The sequence below is a fragment of the Bacillus sp. LJBS17 genome, assembly GCF_019334685.1.
GTDB lineage: Bacteria > Bacillota > Bacilli > Bacillales > Bacillaceae > Bacillus > Bacillus subtilis.
In genome coordinates this window covers 1,308,852-1,329,850 of record NZ_CP079759.1, presented here as the reverse complement: position 1 = coordinate 1,329,850, position 20,999 = coordinate 1,308,852, and the positions used below count along the sequence as shown (strand labels likewise).

25 protein-coding genes are annotated in these 20,999 nt (G+C 45.3%); all 25 read right to left on the bottom strand.

Annotated features, from left to right (window positions below; translation table 11 throughout):
* Complete coding sequence (locus KXZ66_RS06895; protein ID WP_015252265.1) at positions 1 to 270, bottom strand: hemolysin XhlA family protein; 270 nt, start codon at positions 268 to 270, stop codon at positions 1 to 3.
* Positions 271 to 322: 52 nt separating this feature from the next.
* Positions 323 to 1,162 (bottom strand): phage-like element PBSX protein XepA, encoded by an 840-nt coding sequence (xepA, locus tag KXZ66_RS06890; protein ID WP_151870278.1) that lies wholly within the window; start codon positions 1,160 to 1,162, stop codon positions 323 to 325.
* A 46-nt stretch (positions 1,163 to 1,208) separates the two neighbouring features.
* Positions 1,209 to 1,373 (bottom strand): XkdX family protein, encoded by a 165-nt coding sequence (locus KXZ66_RS06885; protein ID WP_014479563.1) that lies wholly within the window; start codon positions 1,371 to 1,373, stop codon positions 1,209 to 1,211.
* A complete protein-coding gene (locus KXZ66_RS06880; RefSeq protein WP_049139760.1) occupies positions 1,370 to 1,699 on the bottom strand; it encodes an XkdW family protein in 330 nt (109 codons plus the stop codon). Before KXZ66_RS06880 ends, KXZ66_RS06885 begins: the two co-directional genes overlap by 4 nt.
* Positions 1,700 to 1,712: 13 nt before the next feature.
* Entirely contained in the window at positions 1,713 to 3,794 is a 2,082-nt protein-coding gene (locus KXZ66_RS06875) for a hypothetical protein (RefSeq protein WP_049139759.1), read from the bottom strand.
* 2 nt (positions 3,795 to 3,796) lie between these two features.
* Positions 3,797 to 4,069: a hypothetical protein gene (locus KXZ66_RS06870; protein ID WP_003232665.1), complete on the bottom strand. Its 273-nt coding sequence runs from the start codon at positions 4,067 to 4,069 to the stop codon at positions 3,797 to 3,799.
* Complete coding sequence (locus KXZ66_RS06865) at positions 4,066 to 4,644, bottom strand: YmfQ family protein (RefSeq protein ID WP_015483131.1); 579 nt, start codon at positions 4,642 to 4,644, stop codon at positions 4,066 to 4,068. Before KXZ66_RS06865 ends, KXZ66_RS06870 begins: the two co-directional genes overlap by 4 nt.
* Positions 4,628 to 5,674, bottom strand: a complete 1,047-nt coding sequence (locus KXZ66_RS06860) for a baseplate J/gp47 family protein (protein ID WP_041351213.1) — start codon at positions 5,672 to 5,674, stop codon at positions 4,628 to 4,630. The genes KXZ66_RS06865 and KXZ66_RS06860 overlap by 17 nt, the downstream gene beginning before the upstream one ends.
* Positions 5,667 to 6,092, bottom strand: coding sequence for a DUF2634 domain-containing protein (locus tag KXZ66_RS06855; RefSeq protein ID WP_014663657.1), 426 nt, complete (start codon positions 6,090 to 6,092; stop codon positions 5,667 to 5,669). Before KXZ66_RS06855 ends, KXZ66_RS06860 begins: the two co-directional genes overlap by 8 nt.
* A 57-nt stretch (positions 6,093 to 6,149) precedes the next feature.
* On the bottom strand, positions 6,150 to 6,416 hold the full coding sequence (locus tag KXZ66_RS06850; RefSeq protein WP_072174137.1) for a DUF2577 family protein: 267 nt from the start codon (positions 6,414 to 6,416) through the stop codon (positions 6,150 to 6,152).
* Positions 6,416 to 7,393, bottom strand: a complete 978-nt coding sequence (locus KXZ66_RS06845; protein ID WP_003245730.1) for a phage-like element PBSX protein XkdQ — start codon at positions 7,391 to 7,393, stop codon at positions 6,416 to 6,418. The genes KXZ66_RS06850 and KXZ66_RS06845 overlap by 1 nt, the downstream gene beginning before the upstream one ends.
* Positions 7,394 to 7,408: 15 nt before the next feature.
* Positions 7,409 to 8,068, bottom strand: a complete 660-nt coding sequence (locus KXZ66_RS06840; RefSeq protein WP_038828716.1) for a LysM peptidoglycan-binding domain-containing protein — start codon at positions 8,066 to 8,068, stop codon at positions 7,409 to 7,411.
* Positions 8,061 to 13,226, bottom strand: coding sequence for a transglycosylase SLT domain-containing protein (locus KXZ66_RS06835; RefSeq protein ID WP_219144857.1), 5,166 nt, complete (start codon positions 13,224 to 13,226; stop codon positions 8,061 to 8,063). Before KXZ66_RS06835 ends, KXZ66_RS06840 begins: the two co-directional genes overlap by 8 nt.
* Positions 13,227 to 13,367, bottom strand: coding sequence for a hypothetical protein (locus KXZ66_RS06830; RefSeq protein WP_014479557.1), 141 nt, complete (start codon positions 13,365 to 13,367; stop codon positions 13,227 to 13,229).
* A 41-nt stretch (positions 13,368 to 13,408) separates the two neighbouring features.
* Complete coding sequence (locus KXZ66_RS06825) at positions 13,409 to 13,855, bottom strand: phage tail assembly chaperone (RefSeq protein ID WP_014479556.1); 447 nt, start codon at positions 13,853 to 13,855, stop codon at positions 13,409 to 13,411.
* A 91-nt stretch (positions 13,856 to 13,946) separates the two neighbouring features.
* The gene (locus KXZ66_RS06820; protein WP_003232677.1) at positions 13,947 to 14,390 is read right to left on the bottom strand and encodes a phage tail tube protein; all 444 of its coding nucleotides are present in this window, start codon (positions 14,388 to 14,390) and stop codon (positions 13,947 to 13,949) included.
* A gap of 1 nt (position 14,391) precedes the next feature.
* Positions 14,392 to 15,792: a phage tail sheath family protein gene (locus KXZ66_RS06815; protein WP_032725521.1), complete on the bottom strand. Its 1,401-nt coding sequence runs from the start codon at positions 15,790 to 15,792 to the stop codon at positions 14,392 to 14,394.
* The gene (locus tag KXZ66_RS06810) at positions 15,789 to 16,007 is read right to left on the bottom strand and encodes a YqzN/YkzM domain-containing protein (protein ID WP_032725520.1); all 219 of its coding nucleotides are present in this window, start codon (positions 16,005 to 16,007) and stop codon (positions 15,789 to 15,791) included. The genes KXZ66_RS06815 and KXZ66_RS06810 overlap by 4 nt, the downstream gene beginning before the upstream one ends.
* Positions 16,008 to 16,010: 3 nt before the next feature.
* A complete protein-coding gene (locus tag KXZ66_RS06805; protein WP_003232680.1) occupies positions 16,011 to 16,451 on the bottom strand; it encodes a phage-like element PBSX protein XkdJ in 441 nt (146 codons plus the stop codon).
* Positions 16,452 to 16,463: 12 nt separating this feature from the next.
* Positions 16,464 to 16,949 (bottom strand): HK97 gp10 family phage protein, encoded by a 486-nt coding sequence (locus tag KXZ66_RS06800; RefSeq protein WP_151870279.1) that lies wholly within the window; start codon positions 16,947 to 16,949, stop codon positions 16,464 to 16,466.
* A complete protein-coding gene (locus KXZ66_RS06795) occupies positions 16,946 to 17,302 on the bottom strand; it encodes a YqbH/XkdH family protein (RefSeq protein ID WP_032725516.1) in 357 nt (118 codons plus the stop codon). Before KXZ66_RS06795 ends, KXZ66_RS06800 begins: the two co-directional genes overlap by 4 nt.
* Complete coding sequence (locus tag KXZ66_RS06790) at positions 17,299 to 17,682, bottom strand: protein YqbG (RefSeq protein WP_021479474.1); 384 nt, start codon at positions 17,680 to 17,682, stop codon at positions 17,299 to 17,301. Before KXZ66_RS06790 ends, KXZ66_RS06795 begins: the two co-directional genes overlap by 4 nt.
* A 21-nt stretch (positions 17,683 to 17,703) precedes the next feature.
* Positions 17,704 to 18,639 carry a phage major capsid protein gene (locus KXZ66_RS06785; protein ID WP_003232690.1) on the bottom strand — a complete coding sequence of 312 codons (936 nt, stop codon included), beginning with the start codon at positions 18,637 to 18,639 and terminating at the stop codon, positions 17,704 to 17,706.
* 25 nt (positions 18,640 to 18,664) lie between these two features.
* Positions 18,665 to 19,492, bottom strand: coding sequence for an XkdF-like putative serine protease domain-containing protein (locus KXZ66_RS06780; RefSeq protein ID WP_003245836.1), 828 nt, complete (start codon positions 19,490 to 19,492; stop codon positions 18,665 to 18,667).
* A gap of 19 nt (positions 19,493 to 19,511) precedes the next feature.
* Positions 19,512 to 20,999 (bottom strand): phage portal protein, encoded by a 1,488-nt coding sequence (locus tag KXZ66_RS06775; protein WP_032725514.1) that lies wholly within the window; start codon positions 20,997 to 20,999, stop codon positions 19,512 to 19,514.

The window sequence follows — 20,999 nt, the reverse complement described above, 5'->3', positions numbered from 1 at the left end:
TTAATGCTGCAGCAGGCTGTACATAATGGCGATGGCTCCGCCAATGATGCCTGTAGACACTGCTGTAATGATGGCACCTGTGATGGTGCGTTTAATCCACGTGGTGTTTTCTTCAATTTTGTTTAATTTTTCGTTCAGCGTCATGATTTGCTGGTCTTGACGGTCAGACACGCGTTCTAATGCGGAAACCCTCTGCTCAAGTGCTTTGTGCTCGCCTTTTATGTCTGCTAAGTCCTGCTGAAACACATTCACATCTGCCTCTTGCTGCATCTCTCACTCCTCCTTCACATGCAGATCACCTCCCTTCCGAGGGCCGAGACTGTTATGAAACCGCGGTCCCTTTTACCGAAAGAGTACCGCCGGTGATACTGATAATCTCCATGATAATCTCCTTAAACCCTTTAATATCAAAGGCCCATGCCTCGGCTTTTCCTAATGTACTGGAGGCAGTGGTAGCATCATCAGTTTTCACGCCTCTGATCGGCAGTTTCTGTCCTGACACCGATTTGCCCCAAAATTTGACTTCGCTCATTTCCGCTGTGCCAAATACTTCAACGAGTAAATGCGCGGCACCGTCAACAGGTAAGGCAGTCCCCTCGCCGGCGGACTCTGCATTTTCATGAAAGACAAAGTCAAATGTTTTGCGAGCCTCGACTTTCAGCCGTCCATCGTGTGTTTGATTCTCCGCAAAGTCAATCTGTAAAGGCGTTTTTCCATTGACACGCACATCCATCTCACCCGCACCGACTGATTGGTATAATACAAACTCAGATTGCTGAAGATTCCCGTTCACATAGCGGAAACGGTAATAGCGTTTAGAAAGATATACCCAGTCCGTCGCTGTCAGGACACCTGCTGCGACATTAACTGCTTCTGTCGTTGTCCAAACATTGTTGTTGTCGCTTTCTTCTATAAAGAGCGTACCTTCACGATCTGCATACGCCCAGCCCTTCACTTTCGAAATCAGAACTGCGCCAAGCCTGTCCTGCCCGAGTTGACTATATGCCTCAGTCGCCTTTAAGGAAGCATTTGTTAAAATCTCCGCTACGCCTGACAAATTCGAAACAGGTGTCACAAAATCATTTTTTCCTCCTCGATAGGGCTTTACAGCGCCAGCTTTTCCAGTCCTATCGAGAGGAAATTCATATTGATACTTCACCATCTTCATCCTCCTTTGATCTAAAAACAGGCAAAATAAAAAAGCCTTACTACATGGCTTTACCGGTAATTTCTTTATACTGGTCAGCTGTGATCAGCTTTTTGTTCACACCCTCTGCCAGATCCTCAATTGAACAGTCTTTATATGCTAATGCTTGCTTTACCATATCTGCTGTCGCCCACTCATAATAGAGGGCAAGCACCCAATAATTCATTCAGAGTAATCTCCTTTCAAAGAAAGTAGTGAAAGCTTAATACCTGCCAGCTCGCTTCCCAAAGTTTTGTTCAGCTCTTCAAGCTGCTTGCGTGCCAACTTTTCCTGCGACAACTCCTGAGCGAGAAGCTCTACCTGATCGGGCGGCTCATACGGCGGGTTTTTTTGCAGCTCCTCCCACCAGATTTCGAGTTCTTTTTGGGTTGGGATGGGGGCGCGCAGGTTCCACTCGGCTATATAAGACCCTTCCCCGTCATTCTGAACGATAAAATCTCTTGTTGGGTCTGCACTGGGGTATTTAAACATGATTGCTTCTGCGATCATCATTTTGCCTCCTATCTTATACTGTAGGATAGTTAAGTCCGCCAAGTTCTTGGATGTCTATATAGTTGTATAGCTCGTTAAAATCGGATACACCTCTTCTATCATCACCGCTATAATTGCAATAACAATAGATCTCTATATAGTCACCTTTGTTCATAGGAACAGTTACATTACCATTTAATCCAAGGTACATTTCATTTTGCTTATCAACAAAGTCCCCTCTCTTATGGTCAATTGGTTTATACAATGATCCATTGAGATAGAGTTTCAGATGAAAATTGATGTAAGCCGGTGTATTTATCATATACAGCCCAACTCCCACTAAAAACATTCCATCATTAGGAGCAACGAATCTACTATTATTTGTGTCAAAAGCATTATGACTATCTTTTATTTTGCGTTTAAACTGAATTTTTGTATGGTTAGCTTTATTTAAATATTGTATGCTGTTGGCCCGAATATTGGCATGTGCAAATCCAGAAATTTTATGCCAAGCTGTCCAGCCTGACCCACTCCACCAGTGCCGTATCCATGTACCAGTATTATCAAAATAACTACTTGATTCATTTCCAGTACCATAAAAATATTGAGTGAATCTATAATCATGATATTTCTCATTTTTGACGATTCCATAACCTAGTGGATAACCAGTTGTATTACCTTGCCCAATATCCATTAAAGTTAACCCCGGAGGATATTCATTCCCTCCAGTTCTTGCGTCTTGAATTGCACTAGACCCTGTAAGTACAGTTAACTTTTGATTTGTATAATTTGTGTCAACATAGTTTTTTGCATCAGCTAGCGCTTTATCTGCTATGGTTTGAGCACTTGCCTCAGTCTCGATCTTATTCCAGCCTTTAAACACGCCGTCTGTATGGATTGTTGCTGTCCAAAAGGCTCCGTCATAACTTCTAGAGGCCAAAATTGTTTTTCGCCCGCCACTCCCTGTTTCGATTACATCATAGTTATACCATGATCCATCTCCTGAAACAGGGTTGTTTGTTATGACATTCCCTAATGCATAATAAAAGCCAGATGGCAGCGTTAATAAGTCAGTCCCATCTGGGATTTTAGTCCGGCAGCCTTGAGTATCAGTTAATTTATATAGTTGTGCATTATTCCATTTGTCCTTATCGTATTGTGTTACATGGATATCTGTTCTATTGGCATGTGCATCTATCTTTGACTGCGCCCCCGTTATAGACTCAATTTGATACCAATTGATCGCGCTGTCGTTAGCGTTATAGTAAAACCACCAAGCGTTACCTCTCACATCCACAGCATATCCAATGCCTATTCCTAGCTGACCGACCAATTGCATACCTCGAAGACTTGTGTTTGACGGGTTATCTGTGACCGCGTTTGTTCCATAGAAAGTGACAGTCCCGACATCTTTAAGCGAATCATAAAAAGATCCAGATGACAGGTTAATCTTTTGTGTCCCGTTATCGGCAGTTATTTTAAATAACTGTCCAGAATTCCATTTGTCTTTATCGCTTTTATTTACATGTATTTCAGTTTTTTCTTCATGGCTCCTCACCTTAACTTGAGCGCCTTCTGAAGTTTCTAATTGAACCCAATCAGTCCAGCCGGAATCATTCAGGGTTTTTCGCCATGTACCTCCTTCATAATCCATTGCCAAAGCTTCTCCATAAGATTTGCAGCCAATATACAATCCTCTAGTGGCAAACGGTGGGGTATTGATTCCAGTCTTATCAGTATAAAAGAAAAAGGTTTGATCCAATTCTTCCACAATTTTGTGAAAATCCAGACCATTTTGGATGCTTGCTAGATATTTTCCGTTTTCATCAGTTAGCTTAGTTAATTGTGCGTTGTTCCACTTTGTCCTCTCGCTAGATGAAATGTGTATGGTTTCATCTGAAATATGCTTGTCAAAATCCTTCTTCGACGCCTGCTGCACATTATCCACATTCCCCAGCCCGATTTGCGCCTTTGTTGTGTTGTGGGGGTTGTTCATGTCGTTTTTGTGGTCGGCCAGGTCGGTGTGGGCGTCTTTTATGCCTTTTTCCCAGCGGTTGACGTCATCTTCGTTGATTGGGTCGTCCGGAAGCCAGTCTGTTTTTTCTTCGTATGCCATGTTTACACCACCTCAAAAGTAAATCTGAAATCGAGTGTTCTGTTTTCGCTGACGTCCAGGTCAGTCTTTCTCTCTGTAATGACGTTGCCCAGCTCGTCAAAAATTTGTACCGTTTCGATATGCTTGATGTCTTCCTCACGTTTTGTCAGAACGGTGACGGTCGCACCGTCAATGGCAAGCTCTACTATTTCTGTTTTTTGGCCGTTGAGCAGCACGTGATCGATTCTGCTTTTTAGATCAGCCGCTGTGCGTTCTCTGTATATGGTTGAAATCAAGTTAAAACCACCTCATTGTTGTTAAGAGTGACAGAATAACCGACCTTGAGCTCACTGGCTGTTCGGTATCTGCGGTGATTCAGGATGACTGTATCTTTGATTTGCAGCGTCTCGTTCAATCCGCCTCTGAGAGTATACGCCAAATGAGCAGGCTTCATGTTTTCTATCGCTTCGATCAGCTCATTCATGTGCTGGAGGTCATCAACATTGATATCGACGTTAAATCGGTATTCGCCGGGAAGCAGGCGGACCTGTGCAGACGGGTTTTTCAGGAAACGGTTTACCGCCTGCTCAATGGCCCTGTATGTGATTGGCGGGATGTTCGACATTTTGGAAATGAGCCTCAATCGTCTGATCTCATCAGTGTCACCTGATTCCCGCGGTACGTTTAAAATCTTTTCCCAGCGGCTGAGCCCCCATGTCGCCGTCGGTACGAATAACTGATCCGTCAGATCAAATATGCTGTCATTTTGTTTATCAAACTCAGGCGCTTCCGCTTTCAGCAGCTCAGCCATTTCTTTAAGGCTGGTAAGAAACGGCGGCAGATACGCTGTCATGTCATCTTGTTTGCTCAATGATCTTCACCTGCCCAAGCTTAGGAATTTCCACGTCGCTCAGCACCAGATTTTCAGACGTGCCGTTGATTTGAATATTGGAGTAGTCACTGACTGATGGTGAATTATAGACGATATTGTTAATTTGAGAAAGGCGGATGACGTTATCTTCAAAAGCCATTTTCTTAAAGAGATTTAAAACGCCTTCCTCAATTTCTGACTTCACTTCATCAATTGAGTGATTGATCTCAGGCAGCACTTCGGCAGAAATCTCAACTTCTTTCCAGACCGCGCTCTCCACTGTGACAACGGCTCCGATTGGCGCCTGTCCCTCTCCCTGTCCTGGTTCAGGGTCGATATAATCTTTCACTTTTTGAATTAAAATATGAGAAGCGGGCTCAAGATTCGCATTGGTGACGACAATTTTGACCGTGCCTTCACCGTTCCAAAGCGGGAAGATCTTTGCCTTTCCCACACCGTCCACTTCCTCAGCCCACTCTTTATAATGCATTTTATTGGCACTGACGGCCTCACGCCGAACCCTTGTAAAATACCGTTCTCGCAAGCTGTCATCTCCCTCTTCCTCGCGCCCCGGAATCAGGATTTCTTTGACAATGGCCGTTTCTAAACCGGGAATGGTATCCAATGACAGTAAATTGCGTCCGGTCAGATTGGCGTTTCCCGCTTCACCAGGTGTTTCACAGATGAGCGTCCCGTCTGCCGTATATTGAAAATAAAGATTATCCACGTAAAAGCGGGAGCCGACAGGAATAGTAACTCCAGATGTAAACTCTCCCGCTCTGACCGCCTTTGTCGCGGCTGTCCGTTCAATTCCCGCTTCCGCTGCACGCCTGTCTAAAAATTCGCCTTGTGCGGTATCAGAAAAAACTAGCTCAAGCACAGTATCCAGCCATATATAAGACTTCGCAAGCTCGGCCGCCGCCGGGGCTAACGCATTATAAATGACGCTGCCTTCTCTTGTGTCAATATCTGCGGAAATGCTGTTCAGCATACGCTCCATAATCGCTTCAAAAGTCTGATCTTCAAACATCTTCGCCAATCACCTCCTCAATCTCAAGCGTTCCTTCATCCGTCTCCACCACGAAGGACACATGAAACGCATCGCCTTGTTTTTCAATCTCAAAATCTGTTACAGCAGATATCCGGTCATCATAAACCAGCGCCTCTTCTATCAGCCTCGGAATCTCCATCTTTTTATAGGCATCCGTCGTCTCATGATCTGTCAGCACGTCCTGAAGCTCATTACCGACATTATGGCTATATACGGAATACGCATAGCGTTCTGTCTGTAAGGCGATATACACGAACTGCCTGATCGCTTCAAGCCCTGTAATCAGCTCATTCGTAATTCTTCCGTTTTCAAAATCTATTTTATACGTTTGCGAGGTTTCAATGACTTCGCTCTCATCTTCAAAATCCTCAAACTCCACTTCTGGTGTCAGGGCCATGATGCCCACTCCTTTTACATGCTAAATAAAAACCCCTTCGTACTGAAGCGGTTTTGTCTATACCTTATCTAAAATAAAAAACGATTGCCCGCCAGTCAGAGCCGCGGCCATGACGCGATCCCCCGGTTCGAGTGCATCGTCTCCTCCGGACTGCATCCGTTTTGGGATAATGATGGCGTCTGCCGGTATGATCAGTTTGCTGTTTTCTTTTAATTTGATTTCCACAGGAGAAACCGAAACGACTTCAGCCGGGAGCAGTTCTACCGGAGACTCAGCGTCAATTGCGCCGACTGCCAAATGTTTTATAGCCTCACTTAATCTCATCAGGATACTCCTTCCGGCATCGTATTCTTTTCGACAACATCGATCGTCATCGTATGTTTCGTTCCTTTAAATTCATGCCGGTCCGTATCTACCCAATAGGTTTTCTTGATGCCGGCCTCTGGAATCGAAATATAGACGGGCAAGCCGCTCTGCACTTCCGGGATGCCCACTGCCTGAATATTTTTCAGTTCTTTTTTCACGCCCTTTTTTTCAGCAAGGCGTACATCTGCCCGCTGCTGAAGCTGTGCCTGGTTGATGTCATCCGTGACCGTTTCCGTATATTGAAGCACACCGTATTTATTTAAGCCTGAACTGTCCTTAGCAGAGGCTTTATATGTCTTATTGTCCTTTTGCCGGCGAAGCACCACCCGAGTAGCAGTGTCGTTTATAGAAGTGCTGTATTGGTAGCCTGTGATATTGACGCCCGTTTCAAGCACCCATACCTCTGACGGATCTGGCCAAGCGCGCAGACCGAGCTTTCCTTTTTCCGAATACAGCTGGTAATGTCGTCCTGTCTGGCTTTTCGTCTGTTTCAGCGCTTTTAATATGATGTCATACAATGTCGTATCATTTTTAATGACAAGACTTTTGATCGTATGGCCTGTGTTCGCGATCGAGGTTGTCGGTATCTGGAAGTCACTAGCAATCCTTCTGATGATCTGGTCGGCCCGCTGATTGGAAAACACGTACATATCCTGGTTTTTGACCAGGTACTGCAGCATGTCATAAGCGCTGAAGGCAAGCGTATGCTCGTCCGGGGTTCTTGCAAAAACAATGCCCCGAAAAAGCTCTTTTCCCTTCCATTTAAACAAGACCGTATCTCCTTCTGAGACACTGTAATACGTCTGGTCGCCCTGTTTGGTGACGATGGTCGCTTCAATGGAGCGCGGCGCCTGATAACGATGGCCTTCAAGCGATACGCTTTCAGCAACCAGCTCAAGCCACTCTGTGTCTTTAATGACGAACAGTTCTATCATCATACATCACCTGTTTCATTGCGGTATCTTTAATTTTTGGCCGGGAAAAATCCAGTGGCCCGGCTGCCTGATGTTCCGTTTGCTTCGTTTGATCATTGCTGTTTTATTGGCGTTCCAAATTTTGCGCCATTGAGTGCTGTTCCCGTAAAATCTGCCTGCAATGTCCCATAGCGTGTCTCCCTTTTTCACTGTGTACGTCTTCGGCGCAGCCTTCGACGGACGTTTTGCCTTTGTTTTTTTCTTCTGCTTGATTTTCCGCGGGGAAGCGGTTTTGTATTCTTTTAATACAATATCAAAATCCCGATCTCCTATTTCATTGTCTCCCTCACTATATTTAAGGCTTTCAATACTGCATGTCATATTGATTTTTGTTCCCGTAATTAAAAATTGAACAGGCTTTTTTGCCTTCATCCATTTTTCAATTTTCGCAATGGCATTTTCCGGAGACGGGAGATTTTGATATTCAGCTATCGGCGTATACTTTTTTGGAAAAAAAGAAGAAAATGAAATTTCTTTTGCTCCGGGTTCTTCAATAAAAGTTAGTTCACCCAATCCCGTTATCTTTACTGAGTCATTTTGTACACTATTCGCTATATCAATCGCTTCAGGAAGAACAGGGAATCGCAGCTTTTCTTTCCCCTGTGATATCCAAAATTCATAGATAGACTTAGTCAAAAGCCACGACCCCCTTTGTTCCGGTGTTAATGTCATTTTGTAATTCATCAAGTAATGCCTGCTTGATTTTCGCAACCAGGCCATCAGCATCCTGTCCATTATGGAAATGCTGATCGCCGTTAAACTCAATCTTTATTTCTTTCGTTCCGGCTGTTTGTATCGTTTGCCGTGTACCGGATGTAACTGCTGAAACTTGTCCTGAAGAAAGCTCAGACTGCTGGGATTGAGACGGATCTGTCACTTCCATACCAAGAGCTTGCGCAGCTCTCTGAAGGAGGTAGCGGCCGCGGATGCCTCGCTCCTCCGGAATGATCCATTCCCGCTTGTTTCCTTCTCCGACACGTGCAATTTGTTCTTTTGTAATCAGCCCGCCGTTTGCGTAACCGACATACGGTCCGCCATGATTCAGGCTTTTAATACCCGGCACATTGTTGATTGATCCATATCTGCTTTTAATGTAGCCGATCGCAGCAGCTGCGTTGTGAATCGGGTTTTTAATGTTACCCATACCCGGTGCTTTATGGTCATTAAAGGTGCTTGGGATCGTCTGCATCAGCCCTTGTGATGGATGCCCCGCTTTTGCGTTGCTGTCCCACAAGTTAATTGCATTCGGATTGCCTCCGGATTCATGCTGCGCAATCGTCATGAGTCCCGGTAGCCAGCTCATCGGTGTCTTGGTGGCCATGAGAGCAGCCATAATCCATTGTTTTACGTTCCCGCCCATGGCTCCCATTCCGGAATAGGCAGCCGCCAGTGATCCGGCTTGTTTTTCAGCAAATTTCTTTACATCTACTGAGCCAAGGCCTTTGACAACACCAATTGAAGCAAAACGCCCCAAGCTCATCATGACACGGGAAGGTGAATGAATATCTAGCTCCTCACGGAAAGCCTGCTCCACTCTCTTGGCCATATCCTTTGCTGCTTGTTTTACTTCACTGGATTTAGAATTCATGCCTGTCACAAAGTTTCCGATCAAACCGGAGCCCCAGCTGTTCGATGTGTCTTTTGAACGCAGGAACGGTTTGTCAACATGTGTACTCACATACTGTGCAGTCCCTGTTTGGGTTGAGTTTTGTCCTTGCGCAAAGCCTTTGACCGTTCCTGTGCCCCATGAAGACGATTTGTTCACAGTGGCTTGATACGGCGTTTTAACTTTTGATTGCAAAAAGCCGTCCGTTCCGGTTGCTGTACCGTTTTGGCCCTTGGCATACCCGCTTACCATTTGTTTACCGTAATTTGGTGAAGCAGAAATCATTTGTGTAAATGGCGTATTGATGTTTTTCTTTTTCCAGTCTTCCATTTTGACCGGCTGATCGCTGATGCCTTTACCAAAGCCTTCTGAAAATTGCTGTCCGAGTGTGGACGCTTGGCCTGTAAGATTTGCAGTGTTCATTGCTGGGGAGGCTGAGCCTGATAGAGGACTGACAGCTGCTCCTCCTGAAACAGATGCTGGACTTCCGCCAGAAGACGAAGCTGCTCCCATGTCGTCTACAACTTGCATACCCAGCTTAGACGCCGCTTGTGAAAGAAGCATCTTCCCCCGGCCTCGGTTGTTATCAACCGGGATAACGAATTCCTTGCCGGCTTCACCGATCCACGAGATGGTTGGTTTGGTGATGTAGCCGCCTGTGGCATTTTTATCCGGATCCTTACCTTTATTCGGATCACCGCCGCCGGTTACAAAATTAATTACTTTACTAGCTACGCCGCCAGCTTTATCCCAGATTTGCTTCACCCAGCCGAACGCTTTAGAAAAAGCATCTGAAATCGCTTCTCCCACCTTTGTAAGAGGTTCTTGAATATTCTTTTTAAACCAGCCGCTCAGGCCTTTCCAAATGTTCTTAACGGTGTCTATCGCTTTTTTGAAAGCATCTGAGATTCCCTTGCCCACATCTGAGACTGTATTTTTGACCGGGTTCCAAACTGTATCCATGAACCATCCCGATACCGTACTGAAAACACTCTTAATCTTATTCCAAGCACCGGTCATTTTATCCCAGATTGTAGTTGCCGCTCCTATTACAGCAGATTTGACTGGCCCCCACACATTACTCATAAACCATGAAGCAACTGTACTGAACACATTTTTAATCGTCGTCCATGCATTTACGATTTTAGACCATATTGCTGTTGCTACACCCACAACTGCTGATGAAACCGGCGTCCAGACATTGTCCATAAACCATGTTGCCACCGTGCTGAATATCGTTTGAATCGTTGTCCATGCATTTACGATGTTGGACCATATGCTTGTTGCTACACCCACAACTGCAGTTGATACTGGCGTCCAGACATTGTCCATAAACCATGTTGATACAGTTCCCCAAGTATCCTGAATGGCTGACCAGGCATTTTGCGCACCCTCTGTAATGCTGTTCCATGTATCTTCTAGAGCGCCAGCATCAATTGCCTTGCCTAAACTTTCACCGCCGAAAGTACCGGCAATTCCTCCTACAACACCGCCAATAGCGGTCCCGACTCCCGGCACAACGCTTCCAATAGCCGCTCCTGCAGCGGCTCCTGCTAAACCTCCGCCGGCTGAACCTACTTTTTCACCAGCATTATCCTTATTGATACCGGCTAAGTCAGTAAGGGACAGTATTTCGCCTAATCCTGGTATTCCTTTTGCCGCTCCTTTTAAGCCCTTCAGTCCGCCTTTTAAGCCTTTTGATTCACCCAATGTTTTCAGAAGGCCTGAAAAACCTTTGCCTGATGCTCCTTTAGCAGATTTAGGTGTATTCACAGGATTTGTTTTATTCCCTTTTGTTGATGAACCGTTTCTATTTTTGACTTTTTTGCTTTTGCCTGTACTGATTCCGGCACAGCAGCAACCACAAGCCCCGCCCCATTTGCCGCCTGACTTTTTCGATTTTGAACCTGAAGATTTTTGGTTCATAGAAGGTTTTTTAGTGCGGTTTGAATTGTTAGAAGTTGAGTTCTTTGTATTGGCTTTTGAAGCTTTTTGTTTGCCTTTGCTTCCGCTGGATTTGCCGCCAAGCAACCCGCCAATATCCAGATTCCCCAGCTTCTCAGCAATGCCTTTTATAATTTTTTCAAAAAACTCTCCCACTTTTTCAATAATTTTATCAGGGCTGAATTTCTCGAATTTCTTGGCGATTTTTGAAACAATGTTATCAACAAACTTTTCTGCTTTATTAGCGATTTTATCCGGATTCAGGAAATTAAATTTCTCTGAAATTTTGTCAACAATATTTGTTACAAAGTCTTCCGCTTTAGTAATAATGGCGTCTGGACTGAATTTGCTGGCGACATCATCTACTTTTTTCATAAAGGAATCTGTAAACTTGTCAAGCTCGTTAAAAATGGTTTCCGGGCTGAATTTACTTACGACATCGTCCACTTTTTTCATGAAGGAATCTGTAAACTTGTCAAGCTCATTAAAGATTGTTTCCGGGCTGAATTTACTTACGATATCATCCACTTTTTTCATGAAGGAATCTGTAAACTTATCAAGCTGCTTAAAAATCGCTTCTGGACTGAATTTGCTTGCGATATCATCCACTTTTTTCATAAAGGAATCTGTAAACTTGTCAAGCTGCTTAAAAATCGTTTCTGGACTGAATTTACTTGCGATTGCATCCACTTTACTCATAAACGATGTTGTGAATTTATCCAGCTGTGACAGAATCGTTTCTGGACTGAACTTCGTTGCAATTGCGTCCACTTTATTCATGAACGATGTTGTGAATTTATCCAGCTGCGACAAAATCGTTTCTGGACTGAATTTCGTCGCAATTCCGTCCACTTTACTCATGAACGATGTTGTAAACTTATCCAACTGTGCCAGAATCGTTTCTGGACTGAACTTCGTTGCAATTGCGTCCACTTTATTCATGAACGATGTTGTGAATTTATCCAGCTGCGACAAAATCGTTTCTGGACTGAATTTCGTCGCAATTCCGTCCACTTTACTCATGAACGATGTTGTGAATTTATCCAGCTGCGACAAAATCGTTTCTGGACTGAATTTCGTCGCAATTCCGTCCACTTTACTCATGAACGATGTTGTGAATTTATCCAGCTGCGACAAAATCGTTTCTGGACTGAATTTCGTCGCAATTCCGTCCACTTTACTCATGAACGAAGTTGTAAACTTATCCAGCTGCGACAAAATCGTTTCTGGACTGAATTTCGTCGCAATTCCGTCCACTTTACTCATGAACGAAGTTGTAAACTTATCCAACTGTGCCAGAATCGTTTCTGGACTGAACTTCGTTGCAATTGCGTCCACTTTACTCATGAACGATGTTGTGAATTTATCCAGCTCTGTTAAGATTGTTTCCGGGCTGAATTTTGTGGCGATCTCATCCACCTTATTCATGAACGATGTTGTAAACTTATCCAGTTCTGTTAAGATTGTTTCCGGGCTGAACTTTGTAGCGATTTCATCCACCTTTTCCATGAATGAAGCAGCAAATTTGTCCAGTGCTGTCAAAATCGTTTCTGGATCAAACATGCTCGCAATATCTCCTGTATTTCCTCCTGCTGAAGGCGCTCCTTTCTCGGAGGGACCTGAGCTTCCCATGCTGTCAATTCTTTTCTGCAATGAATCCAGCTTATTTGACACCTTGTCATTAATAGCGAGCTCAAGTTTGTTGTCTTTTCCTGTTAAGGCATCAATACCAGCAGAAATACGACCGACTGTTTTCATGACGTGATCAATCACGCGTATCGTAACAGAGTAACCATTTTTAAGTGCAGTTTCCATATAGCGCTGTATTTTTTGCACAGCCGGCAACACTTGATCTTCTGCACTCAGCATAATCGTAAAGCCTTTAAAACCTGCCACGAGCTCTCTTAATCGTTCAAACTTTTCGGTTGCTTGGTCACTAGCATCTATTTTAATAGATACAGATGACGGCAATCCCTGCAATTGAACATTAACCTGCTGAATGATACTGCTGGCTTTATCCTCAGTTGAAATGGAGATCATTTGGGCGCCAAGCTTTTTCTTTAATGATTTTTGTATGCGATCAATTGTCCTTAATACAGTTTTGCTTTCTTTTCGTACATCAATAGCGCTTTTTCGCTGCACCATTTTTCTATATTTTTCAAGTGCTCTAAACCCATTCTGGATCTTTCTTAACTTTTTACTTACACGGTCTTCCATTTCAAACCTTGCTGTCAGCTTTGCCAATTACGATGCCCCTCCTTTCTTTGCTTGTTTTTCAAGGAGATCGAGCTTATATCCGATCAGTCCATACAACAGCGCTTTATAGTTTCTGGGCGCTTCGTAGAGCGCCAATAAATCTGATGGGGAATAGTGAAGCTCGTGCATCGCATAGTAGAGATACACGGCTTCTTTATGCCCATCCTTGATTAGTTTTTTGCTTCGTCTTCCAGATCCTCTAATTCATCTTCAAATCCATTAATCTCAATCGCTTTGTTTAACCAGTTCGCATACTCGCCTCCAACTGAGAGCACGCGTTTCGCAACTTCTACCGGGTCAGCCGTTTTGTAAGCTTCTCGAAGCTCTTTTGAACGGAAGTCCGGATAAACGGTTGATTCAACTGCGATTCGGGCATAAAAGCGTTGGCTGTCTAAATCTTTTACACGGCCTCTGCCTTTGACATTTTTATACGTTGTTGTTTCTTTCTCCAATTCATCAATGCGCTCCGTCGTGATCGCTTTAAAAATAAATGGCACGATGTTCCCTTTTTTATCAACAAAACGCTTTGAGATCGGCACTTTGATTTCCTCAGCTTCAATTGTTTTTCCCGGCATAAAAAAGGAAAGATCATATACGTTTTCGTTCTTCTCGCTCATGTAAAAAACTCCCTTGTCTATTGTTTGGTTTCATCTTTTAAAAACAGACCTTTCTGAGAAAGGTCTGCGTATGGGCTTGATTCAGCTTTGATTAAAACGTGTCAGATAGCTTTTCAGGGACGTCGAAGTCTTCGAATGTAAATGGAACTTCTTCCTCTAACGCTTCTGAATCGACATCAAGGCTTGCGATTTTCGCAGAGTCAAAGTTGACGTCGTACAGTGTGACTCGCTCTGTGCCCCGGCCGGAGGATTGATCATCCAGCACAGCTTGGAGCGTGAAGTAAGGGTCGCTGCCTTTTTTGACATAGTCCATCATCAATAGCACGAATTTTGATGTAACTTTATAGAACGTTGCGGTCCCTGTTCCATTTGCCCCTGTTGTCTTATGGCCTGTCATGCGGCGGCCCATAATGTTGACTTCAGATTTGTTTTTCTCAACGTTTGCTTCGAATGTTTTGATGTGCGCCATTTCCTCACCATCGAGAAATAAGCGGCCTTCTTTTCCTGAGATTGTGTTTTGTGCTTTTAATGCCATATTAGTTTACCTCCACATTAAAGTAGAATTTTTCTGCTGCGTCGACAGGCTGAACAGCCAGGTCAATCAAGAAGCCGTCACGATCTTCATTCATTGAAATTGTGATATCTTCATCGGAATCAAAGCCAGTGATGCCGCCTGCATCCTGAAGCGTTGTCATGTATTGCGTGATCATCGTTTTTACATACTGCAGTCCGTCTTCAGATGCCGGGATATCGCTTCCGCTGCCTTTTCTTGATTTAATTAAGGCTTTCAGCTCGCGTGTTAAATCATTATTCACAGCATCCAGGACACGAACGATTTTGTTCTTCGCAAATTTCTTGTTTTTCTCAGCTGTGAACGTCACGAGTGAGTTAATGTCCTTTTCTACGCTGACGGATTTATCACGGGCGTCGAATGTGAATAAAAATTCACCTTTGCCCAGACGTTCAACAATCGTATCGTGGTCGAGGCGGTGTAACACATCAACTGCGCCTTCGTACTCTACAAATGTAAGTGATTGGTTAAAGGTTGCTCCTGCACTCGCTCCAGCTACCCAAGCTGTTGCTTTGTCGGGTGTAACTTCCGTGCCATCTTCAAGCAGCACACCCTCGGTTACGTTGATGATGCCTTCATAATCACCGGCATAATTGGCTGTGACGCCTTGCACTTTTTGTCCTTGGCCGTCGCGCAGGCGTTTAATGAAAGCAGCAAACGTCGCCTTCAACTGGTCACCTTCTGCAACAGGCAGCGCAATCACATCAAAGCTCTCCGTTTCAGCCGCGGCTAAGAAATCTGTATAGTCGGAGTTGACAGGGTCTTTATCCGTACCGCCGGATAAACGGATGCCCGCGGATGCATTCAGCGTCTCAGCTGCAGTGTCTCCTTCTGATCCAGTGAGAGGAATCGTTGAAGAAAGATCGCCTGTTCCGGTAAAAGTGACATAGCCGTTAGCTGTTAATTCTTCAGCCTTTTTGACAGTCTGTTTATCAACCTCTGATTCGTCCATATATGTTGTCACATCGAAAGAATCAGCATCCAGCACATTTTGATTGATGCGGATGATAATGTCATTTCCTTTTGTTCCGCCATATACTGCAGTTGCTTTGACGCCTTCAGCAATATCAGCAGACGCTCGGACGCCTTCGGTTAGTCGGTACATCAATACCGTTTTCGCATTTTTCTTCGCTTCACGCAGCAGCAATAAAGACGGGTCATCAATGCTGAGGCCCACTTTTTTGTTTAGGTCTTCAACACTGGAAATGGAGACGAACGTTTTCGCTTCGCCCCAGCTTGATGCGACCGGAAGTGCGACTGTTCCCCGTTCACTGAGTGATACCCGCTCCTGCGCCGTCGTTTTAAAGTTAAAATAAATGCCTGCACGTTCTTTTTCTTTGCCTGTTGTAAATGTTCCGCCATTCATGATGACATGACCTCCTTGGTTAGAAATGTTTGAATCAATTGACTGGCTTCTGATTTCGTCATACGTGTTTGATCCACGCCAAATAAAGCCCCCTGAAGAATATCCGGCTTAACGCCGAACAGCTCCTTCGCGTGCTTAATCAAATCCGCTGTATCAAAAAGAGCTTCCCGGCTCTTTGTATGTACAGCCTTCTTCTGTTGTTTGTTCTTTGCCACCGCTTATTTCACCCCGCTGTTCATGTCGATATCCTGTAAGACAGGCTGTTCTGTTTTGTGATAATAATATCGGCTGCTCCACCTGATCACCATGGCCGCCTCGCCCCTGTCTCCTACCCTTGTCTCGATTTGGGAGATGCGAACCATATCCCCCGTCTTCTCGCCGGATTCACTCAGCAGCGGAATCATATTTCTCGCTTCTCTGATGGCATCCGCGAGCCTGTCCGCTTCATCCAGCGCCTGAACGGAGTCCAGATGAAACAGTTTTACATTGAGACTGTAGGTTTTTTTAAATGTGGAGACCGTATCTGTTTCCTCGAAAACAGATGGTGGCGGGACGTATAACGACGGCACCTGAAAGTGATCAGGAAGCTCGCGTTCATAAATGGGAACAGACCACCGGCTGTACAAAAACGCCATGATCGATCCTGTTTCACTGTTCATCCTGCTCCTCCTTTACAGCTTCTTCAGCCACTGGCGCAGTTTGCTTTCCAGCGATTTTTCAAACAGCTGTTCATATAAAAGCAGTGCATGATCCCAGTAGCTCGTGCCCGGTATCCATTTTCTCTTGAGCGCCATTCCCGTTGAAGCCGCTGGATCATAAATAAACCGTGAGCCTTGAAAACGCCCCGGCACCCATCTCACATCTTGTTTTGACGTCCAATGGCCGTCATTAAGAAATGAGGCGTAATCAAGCTGTGTCCCCACCTCAAGCGAAAGCCCGCCGCTTTGCACAATCCAGAGATTGTCCTCTGCGCCTTTCTCAAAGGAACTGAGCAGTTTTTCTGTATCAATCGTTTGTGTGCTGATGAGTTCAGATTGGACGATGTCCAGAAAATCTTGCCCGCACTCCTCAAGCCACCGGGACGCCTGTATGGAAAAACCGCCTGAAGCCGCTTCTTTTAATGCCGTGTTCAGCTGTTTCAATCCCGCTATTTTCATAGGCTTTCATCCCTGACTGCGACGACCTCCCAATGATGATGTCTGATCCTTTTCGGCAGCTTTAGTATATATTTATGATTCTCCCAAATGATTTTATCGTTCACGCGGATATCCGCTGACAACGGAAAATGGACGAGAAAGCTGTGATATACAGTTTGATCCGGCTCCTCCTGAACCAGCTGCTGTGTTTTTTCGGTAAAATAACAAGGGACATCTTGTTCATCGGGTGTATCGGGATATGAAATCACCGGCTGCAGCCTGTCTGCCGGAATCCCAAATCGGCCTGCAGACGGCGCTTGGGCTGCTTCATGATAAATGTCGCAACGGTGAATGAGCATCTGCTTGTAGCTCATAAAGATCTCACCTTCAGTCTGGAGGATTCAGGGACGTAGCCCGGCTTGATAAACTCTTCGAGCAAATGATACACCTCAGGCCGCTGAATCCCGCCTTCTCCGGAAACCGTGTAGGAATAATCCCCCATTTTCTCAGACTGATAGCTTGATGAGGCAGATTCATCGCTGTTGACAAGCGCAAAATACTGGGCAAGCTTTACTAAAGCGAGCTTCACCTTACCGGGCAGCGGATCATACAAGCTGTCTTCAAAGCGGTGGCCCGTGATGAGAGCCGCTTCTGCTTCCGCCTCGATGATATCCTGCGCCAGCAGCTCTTCCGGCCTGTTTTTCACCCGATCATAGACCGAATAGGAGGCTACGTCAGTCGGTTCAATGAGCATGAGCTGACCACCTCGTTTCTATTATTCTTTTACGTTAATTAATTTCGCGCAGGCATCCTCTTCCTCGAACTTGCTGTCCAGCTTGGCCGTTAAGACAATAATGAATTTACGGGAGCGGATGTCTTTGTCGACTTCAATTCGGATATTGCGGGAGAAGCCGAGAATGATATTTTTCGGATGTGTGAGAATGATATCAGAAGCGTCATATTGCGCGTCTCCCTCACCGACTGTGTACGGCTGAATATTGGATACTCCTTTGACCGGTACGCCGAATGCTGTTGACAAGCCGCCCTGAACAGCCTGGTCCCCAAGGTTTGTCTGGCGGTCTGCCACGCGGTCCTTCCATTCAACTTCTAAGCCGTGAGACGTATAGAATCTGAATTCCTGAGGGATGCGCAAATATTTTGGCGGAACTGCCTTTAAGCCTTTCTTGAATGTCGCTCTGGACAGTTCTTCACCGTTCATGTCAACGATATGGGAAACCGCCTGTTTACGGATGCCGTCCAGCTGTGCCAGATACGGATCAGCTGATGCTGTATCACCGTTAACGATCAGCTCTTCAATATCAACTGCTGCGCGCTCTGCTAAAATTTGCATGATTGTCTGCTGCAGGCCGTCTTTTTCAATATTGTTTTCAAGTGTGTCATACGTAATGTTAATTTCCGCAATGACTTCCTTCGTGTTCAGCTGAACAGTGCTTGTCGTTGGAACTGTCAGCTCGTCGTTTGACAGTGCTTTTCCTTCTTGCGCAGCCCGCAGAATACGCTGGCCGAAGCCGATTTTCTCAAATTTTTGCGAGTCATTTTCCATTTGAATCACGCGGGATTCACTGAAAATGGTCGGCGTGTTTTGCACCATGCGGATAAAAGCCGATGCTTGCGCAGGGTTCATAAGCCCGCCGCTTTTTAAAGCAGAAAGCGACATTTCCGCTTTCCGAATGATCTCTTGATTTCTCAATTGATTTCCTCCTCCTTGACTGGTTTTACAGCAGTCCGCTCCAGATTGATTTTTTGACTTGCTCTGTATTGCCGCCCGTATCGTCCGCTGTCTGCTTAGAGGCGCCTCGCGCTTTTTCCAAAGCCTCGATGCGTTCGATCAGCGGGGCAAGCATGTCTTCAACGAGCTTTTTCAGACGCTCGTCATCACCCGTCTGCTCCGGCTTTTCCTCCGTGTCTGTGTTTTTTTCAATCCGCTCAAGCCGTTTGAGCAGAGGGTAAAGCGCATGCTCGAATGATTCTTTCATGTCTTCTTTTCTCATTTCTTCAGTCTCCTTCCCTGTTTTGTCAGCAAGCATTTGCTTGAATACACTAAAGAACCCTGCTTTTTCGACCGGTTCTTCTTCATACACATCTGCAGTGCCAGCCATGCTGTAGCCGGTGATAATTCCAGCCTTAATCTGTTCCCACACCTCGTCAGACGCTCTTGTCACGAGTACCCATGAGCCCTTTGTAATCCGCTTTGACCCGATCATAAAATCATCGGGCGCCACATAGGACTCGACCACGACGCCGGTTCCGCCCTCAAAGCTGTGATTGATATCAATCTCCCGTGCCTCCGCGAGAAAACCGTGCGCCGCTTTTTCAATTTCCTCGGCGGTCATAAAATCGCCGTGGGCATCAGGAACATCAGGCTCATACACGATTCCGTACACGAGCTTTTGTTCATCCTGCTCACTTTTTGTAAACAGCCGAACCTTTTTTTCAAATGACGGAGGTTCGGCTGACTTCGTAAAGAAAAATTCTGTCTGGTTAGCCGCCTTGTCCACATAACTGACAAAGCTGATTTTGGCATTTCTTAATTCTCGCGCCACCTGCTTGATTCACCTCCCTTCAGGACGTTTTGATATCTTCGATGCTTTCTTTCAACTCCTGCATGAGCGCAGTCAGGTTTGTCTTTTCCGCATCCTGTCCTGCAGGCCGTTTATAAATGTCCTCCGGCCACTCCTCCAGTGTTTTGCCAAGCACCCGTCCGGCAAGGTCGCGTAAATCATTCGGCGAGACTGCTCCTGCTGTAATAAAAGGACCGAGCACCTTTGCAATCTCAAGCGGATCACGAAAGTCTGGTCCTTTTAATGTCAGCCTGACGTCATGGATATTCAGCTCCGGCAAAAGCAGCGTATTCAGTTTATTCACGAGCGTTTTTCGCTCCGGCTGAAAAACCTGCTCCTCCGTAATTTTTCTAGCAGTATCAGCTGTCGCCCGGTTGTATTCCTGGGCCTCGCCTGTATACAGCGGCGGGAGACGGAACGCGGAACGCAGCTTATTTCTGCTTTTTTCATCGTATTCAAGAAACAAGGCGTCGTTTTGGAGAATTTCAGCCAAGGATTTGATTTCCACGGAAACCGGCGTAATATCCTCGCCTCCGTGGAGATCCTTTTCTTTTGCGATTCCTTCCGCTTCGATCAGGAGAAATTTATGGGCGTTTTCAACACCTTCAAGATCATTCATGTATTCCTGCAGCTCCCGGTAAGAAGCTTCAGACAGCATCCCGTTTTCCACTGTAATCGCAGCGGGGACGTGACGTCCCTGCTTAAAATACATAAAATTGAGCTCTTCTGCTTTTCGGGCCCCGTATAAATTGACAATATTGCCGATCCAGCGGGGTACACCGTATACGCCGCTTCCGATTTTGAGGTGAATGGCTTCATTTGCTTGATACTTCTCTGCCAATGTGTTTACATATTCACCTGTGCGAATATCCATTTTTCGCGGATCGCCGTATTCTTTAAAAAATACTTTCTTTCCATTGATCATCTGCACATATTTTCGGAAGCGTTTTTGCCTTTTGATCCTTTTCATTTTCCCGTTTTCTTCATATACGAATGAAACCTCTACAGGCTCGCCTGCTCCGCATACACGCATATATTTCACATCTAAATATTCGATGCCGGCAGGTTTTCCCGCCCCGTCGCGAAGCACTTCCATAAATCCGTTGCCTGTTTTTTCTCTGTCTTCGATGGCATAGCCTAAAATCATTTCAGCTGATTCATCAAAGTGAAGACATTTATAAAAGGCTTCGAGTCTGGCCCAGTCTTTTTCCGCTCTTTTCTTTTTTGCCTGATCGACATCACTTGCGTTGACATCAAATGTGTACTCAACATCGAATCCAAAGCCTGTAATATTCACTCTGTACGCATCAATGCATTGCTGAAGAATGGTCGAGTATTCGGCAATGGTTTTGAGCTCGATGATATTGTAGGGCGGAGCGATAATGTCCTCTCCGTACAGCTCAGAAAAGTCATCTTCATAGATTTGCTTTGTCTGAGGAGCCGCGGCATTGGCTTTAAATACAGTTGCTCTGACTGTTTGATTGTGCAT

Coding starts and splice junctions, on each gene's coding strand:
- KXZ66_RS06895 (WP_015252265.1), bottom strand. CDS start 270: ATGCAGCAAGAGGCAGATGTGAATGTGTTTCAGCAGGACTTAGCAGAC.
- xepA (WP_151870278.1), bottom strand. CDS start 1,162: ATGGTGAAGTATCAATATGAATTTCCTCTCGATAGGACTGGAAAAGCT.
- KXZ66_RS06885 (WP_014479563.1), bottom strand. CDS start 1,373: ATGAATTATTGGGTGCTTGCCCTCTATTATGAGTGGGCGACAGCAGAT.
- KXZ66_RS06880 (WP_049139760.1), bottom strand. CDS start 1,699: ATGATGATCGCAGAAGCAATCATGTTTAAATACCCCAGTGCAGACCCA.
- KXZ66_RS06875 (WP_049139759.1), bottom strand. CDS start 3,794: ATGGCATACGAAGAAAAAACAGACTGGCTTCCGGACGACCCAATCAAC.
- KXZ66_RS06860 (WP_041351213.1), bottom strand. CDS start 5,674: ATGTTTGAAGATCAGACTTTTGAAGCGATTATGGAGCGTATGCTGAAC.
- KXZ66_RS06855 (WP_014663657.1), bottom strand. CDS start 6,092: ATGGCCCTGACACCAGAAGTGGAGTTTGAGGATTTTGAAGATGAGAGC.
- KXZ66_RS06850 (WP_072174137.1), bottom strand. CDS start 6,416: ATGAGATTAAGTGAGGCTATAAAACATTTGGCAGTCGGCGCAATTGAC.
- KXZ66_RS06845 (WP_003245730.1), bottom strand. CDS start 7,393: ATGATAGAACTGTTCGTCATTAAAGACACAGAGTGGCTTGAGCTGGTT.
- KXZ66_RS06830 (WP_014479557.1), bottom strand. CDS start 13,367: ATGCACGAGCTTCACTATTCCCCATCAGATTTATTGGCGCTCTACGAA.
- KXZ66_RS06825 (WP_014479556.1), bottom strand. CDS start 13,855: ATGAGCGAGAAGAACGAAAACGTATATGATCTTTCCTTTTTTATGCCG.
- KXZ66_RS06820 (WP_003232677.1), bottom strand. CDS start 14,390: ATGGCATTAAAAGCACAAAACACAATCTCAGGAAAAGAAGGCCGCTTA.
- KXZ66_RS06815 (WP_032725521.1), bottom strand. CDS start 15,792: ATGAATGGCGGAACATTTACAACAGGCAAAGAAAAAGAACGTGCAGGC.
- KXZ66_RS06805 (WP_003232680.1), bottom strand. CDS start 16,451: ATGAACAGTGAAACAGGATCGATCATGGCGTTTTTGTACAGCCGGTGG.
- KXZ66_RS06800 (WP_151870279.1), bottom strand. CDS start 16,949: ATGAAAATAGCGGGATTGAAACAGCTGAACACGGCATTAAAAGAAGCG.
- KXZ66_RS06795 (WP_032725516.1), bottom strand. CDS start 17,302: ATGAGCTACAAGCAGATGCTCATTCACCGTTGCGACATTTATCATGAA.
- KXZ66_RS06790 (WP_021479474.1), bottom strand. CDS start 17,682: ATGCTCATTGAACCGACTGACGTAGCCTCCTATTCGGTCTATGATCGG.
- KXZ66_RS06775 (WP_032725514.1), bottom strand. CDS start 20,999: ATGCACAATCAAACAGTCAGAGCAACTGTATTTAAAGCCAATGCCGCG.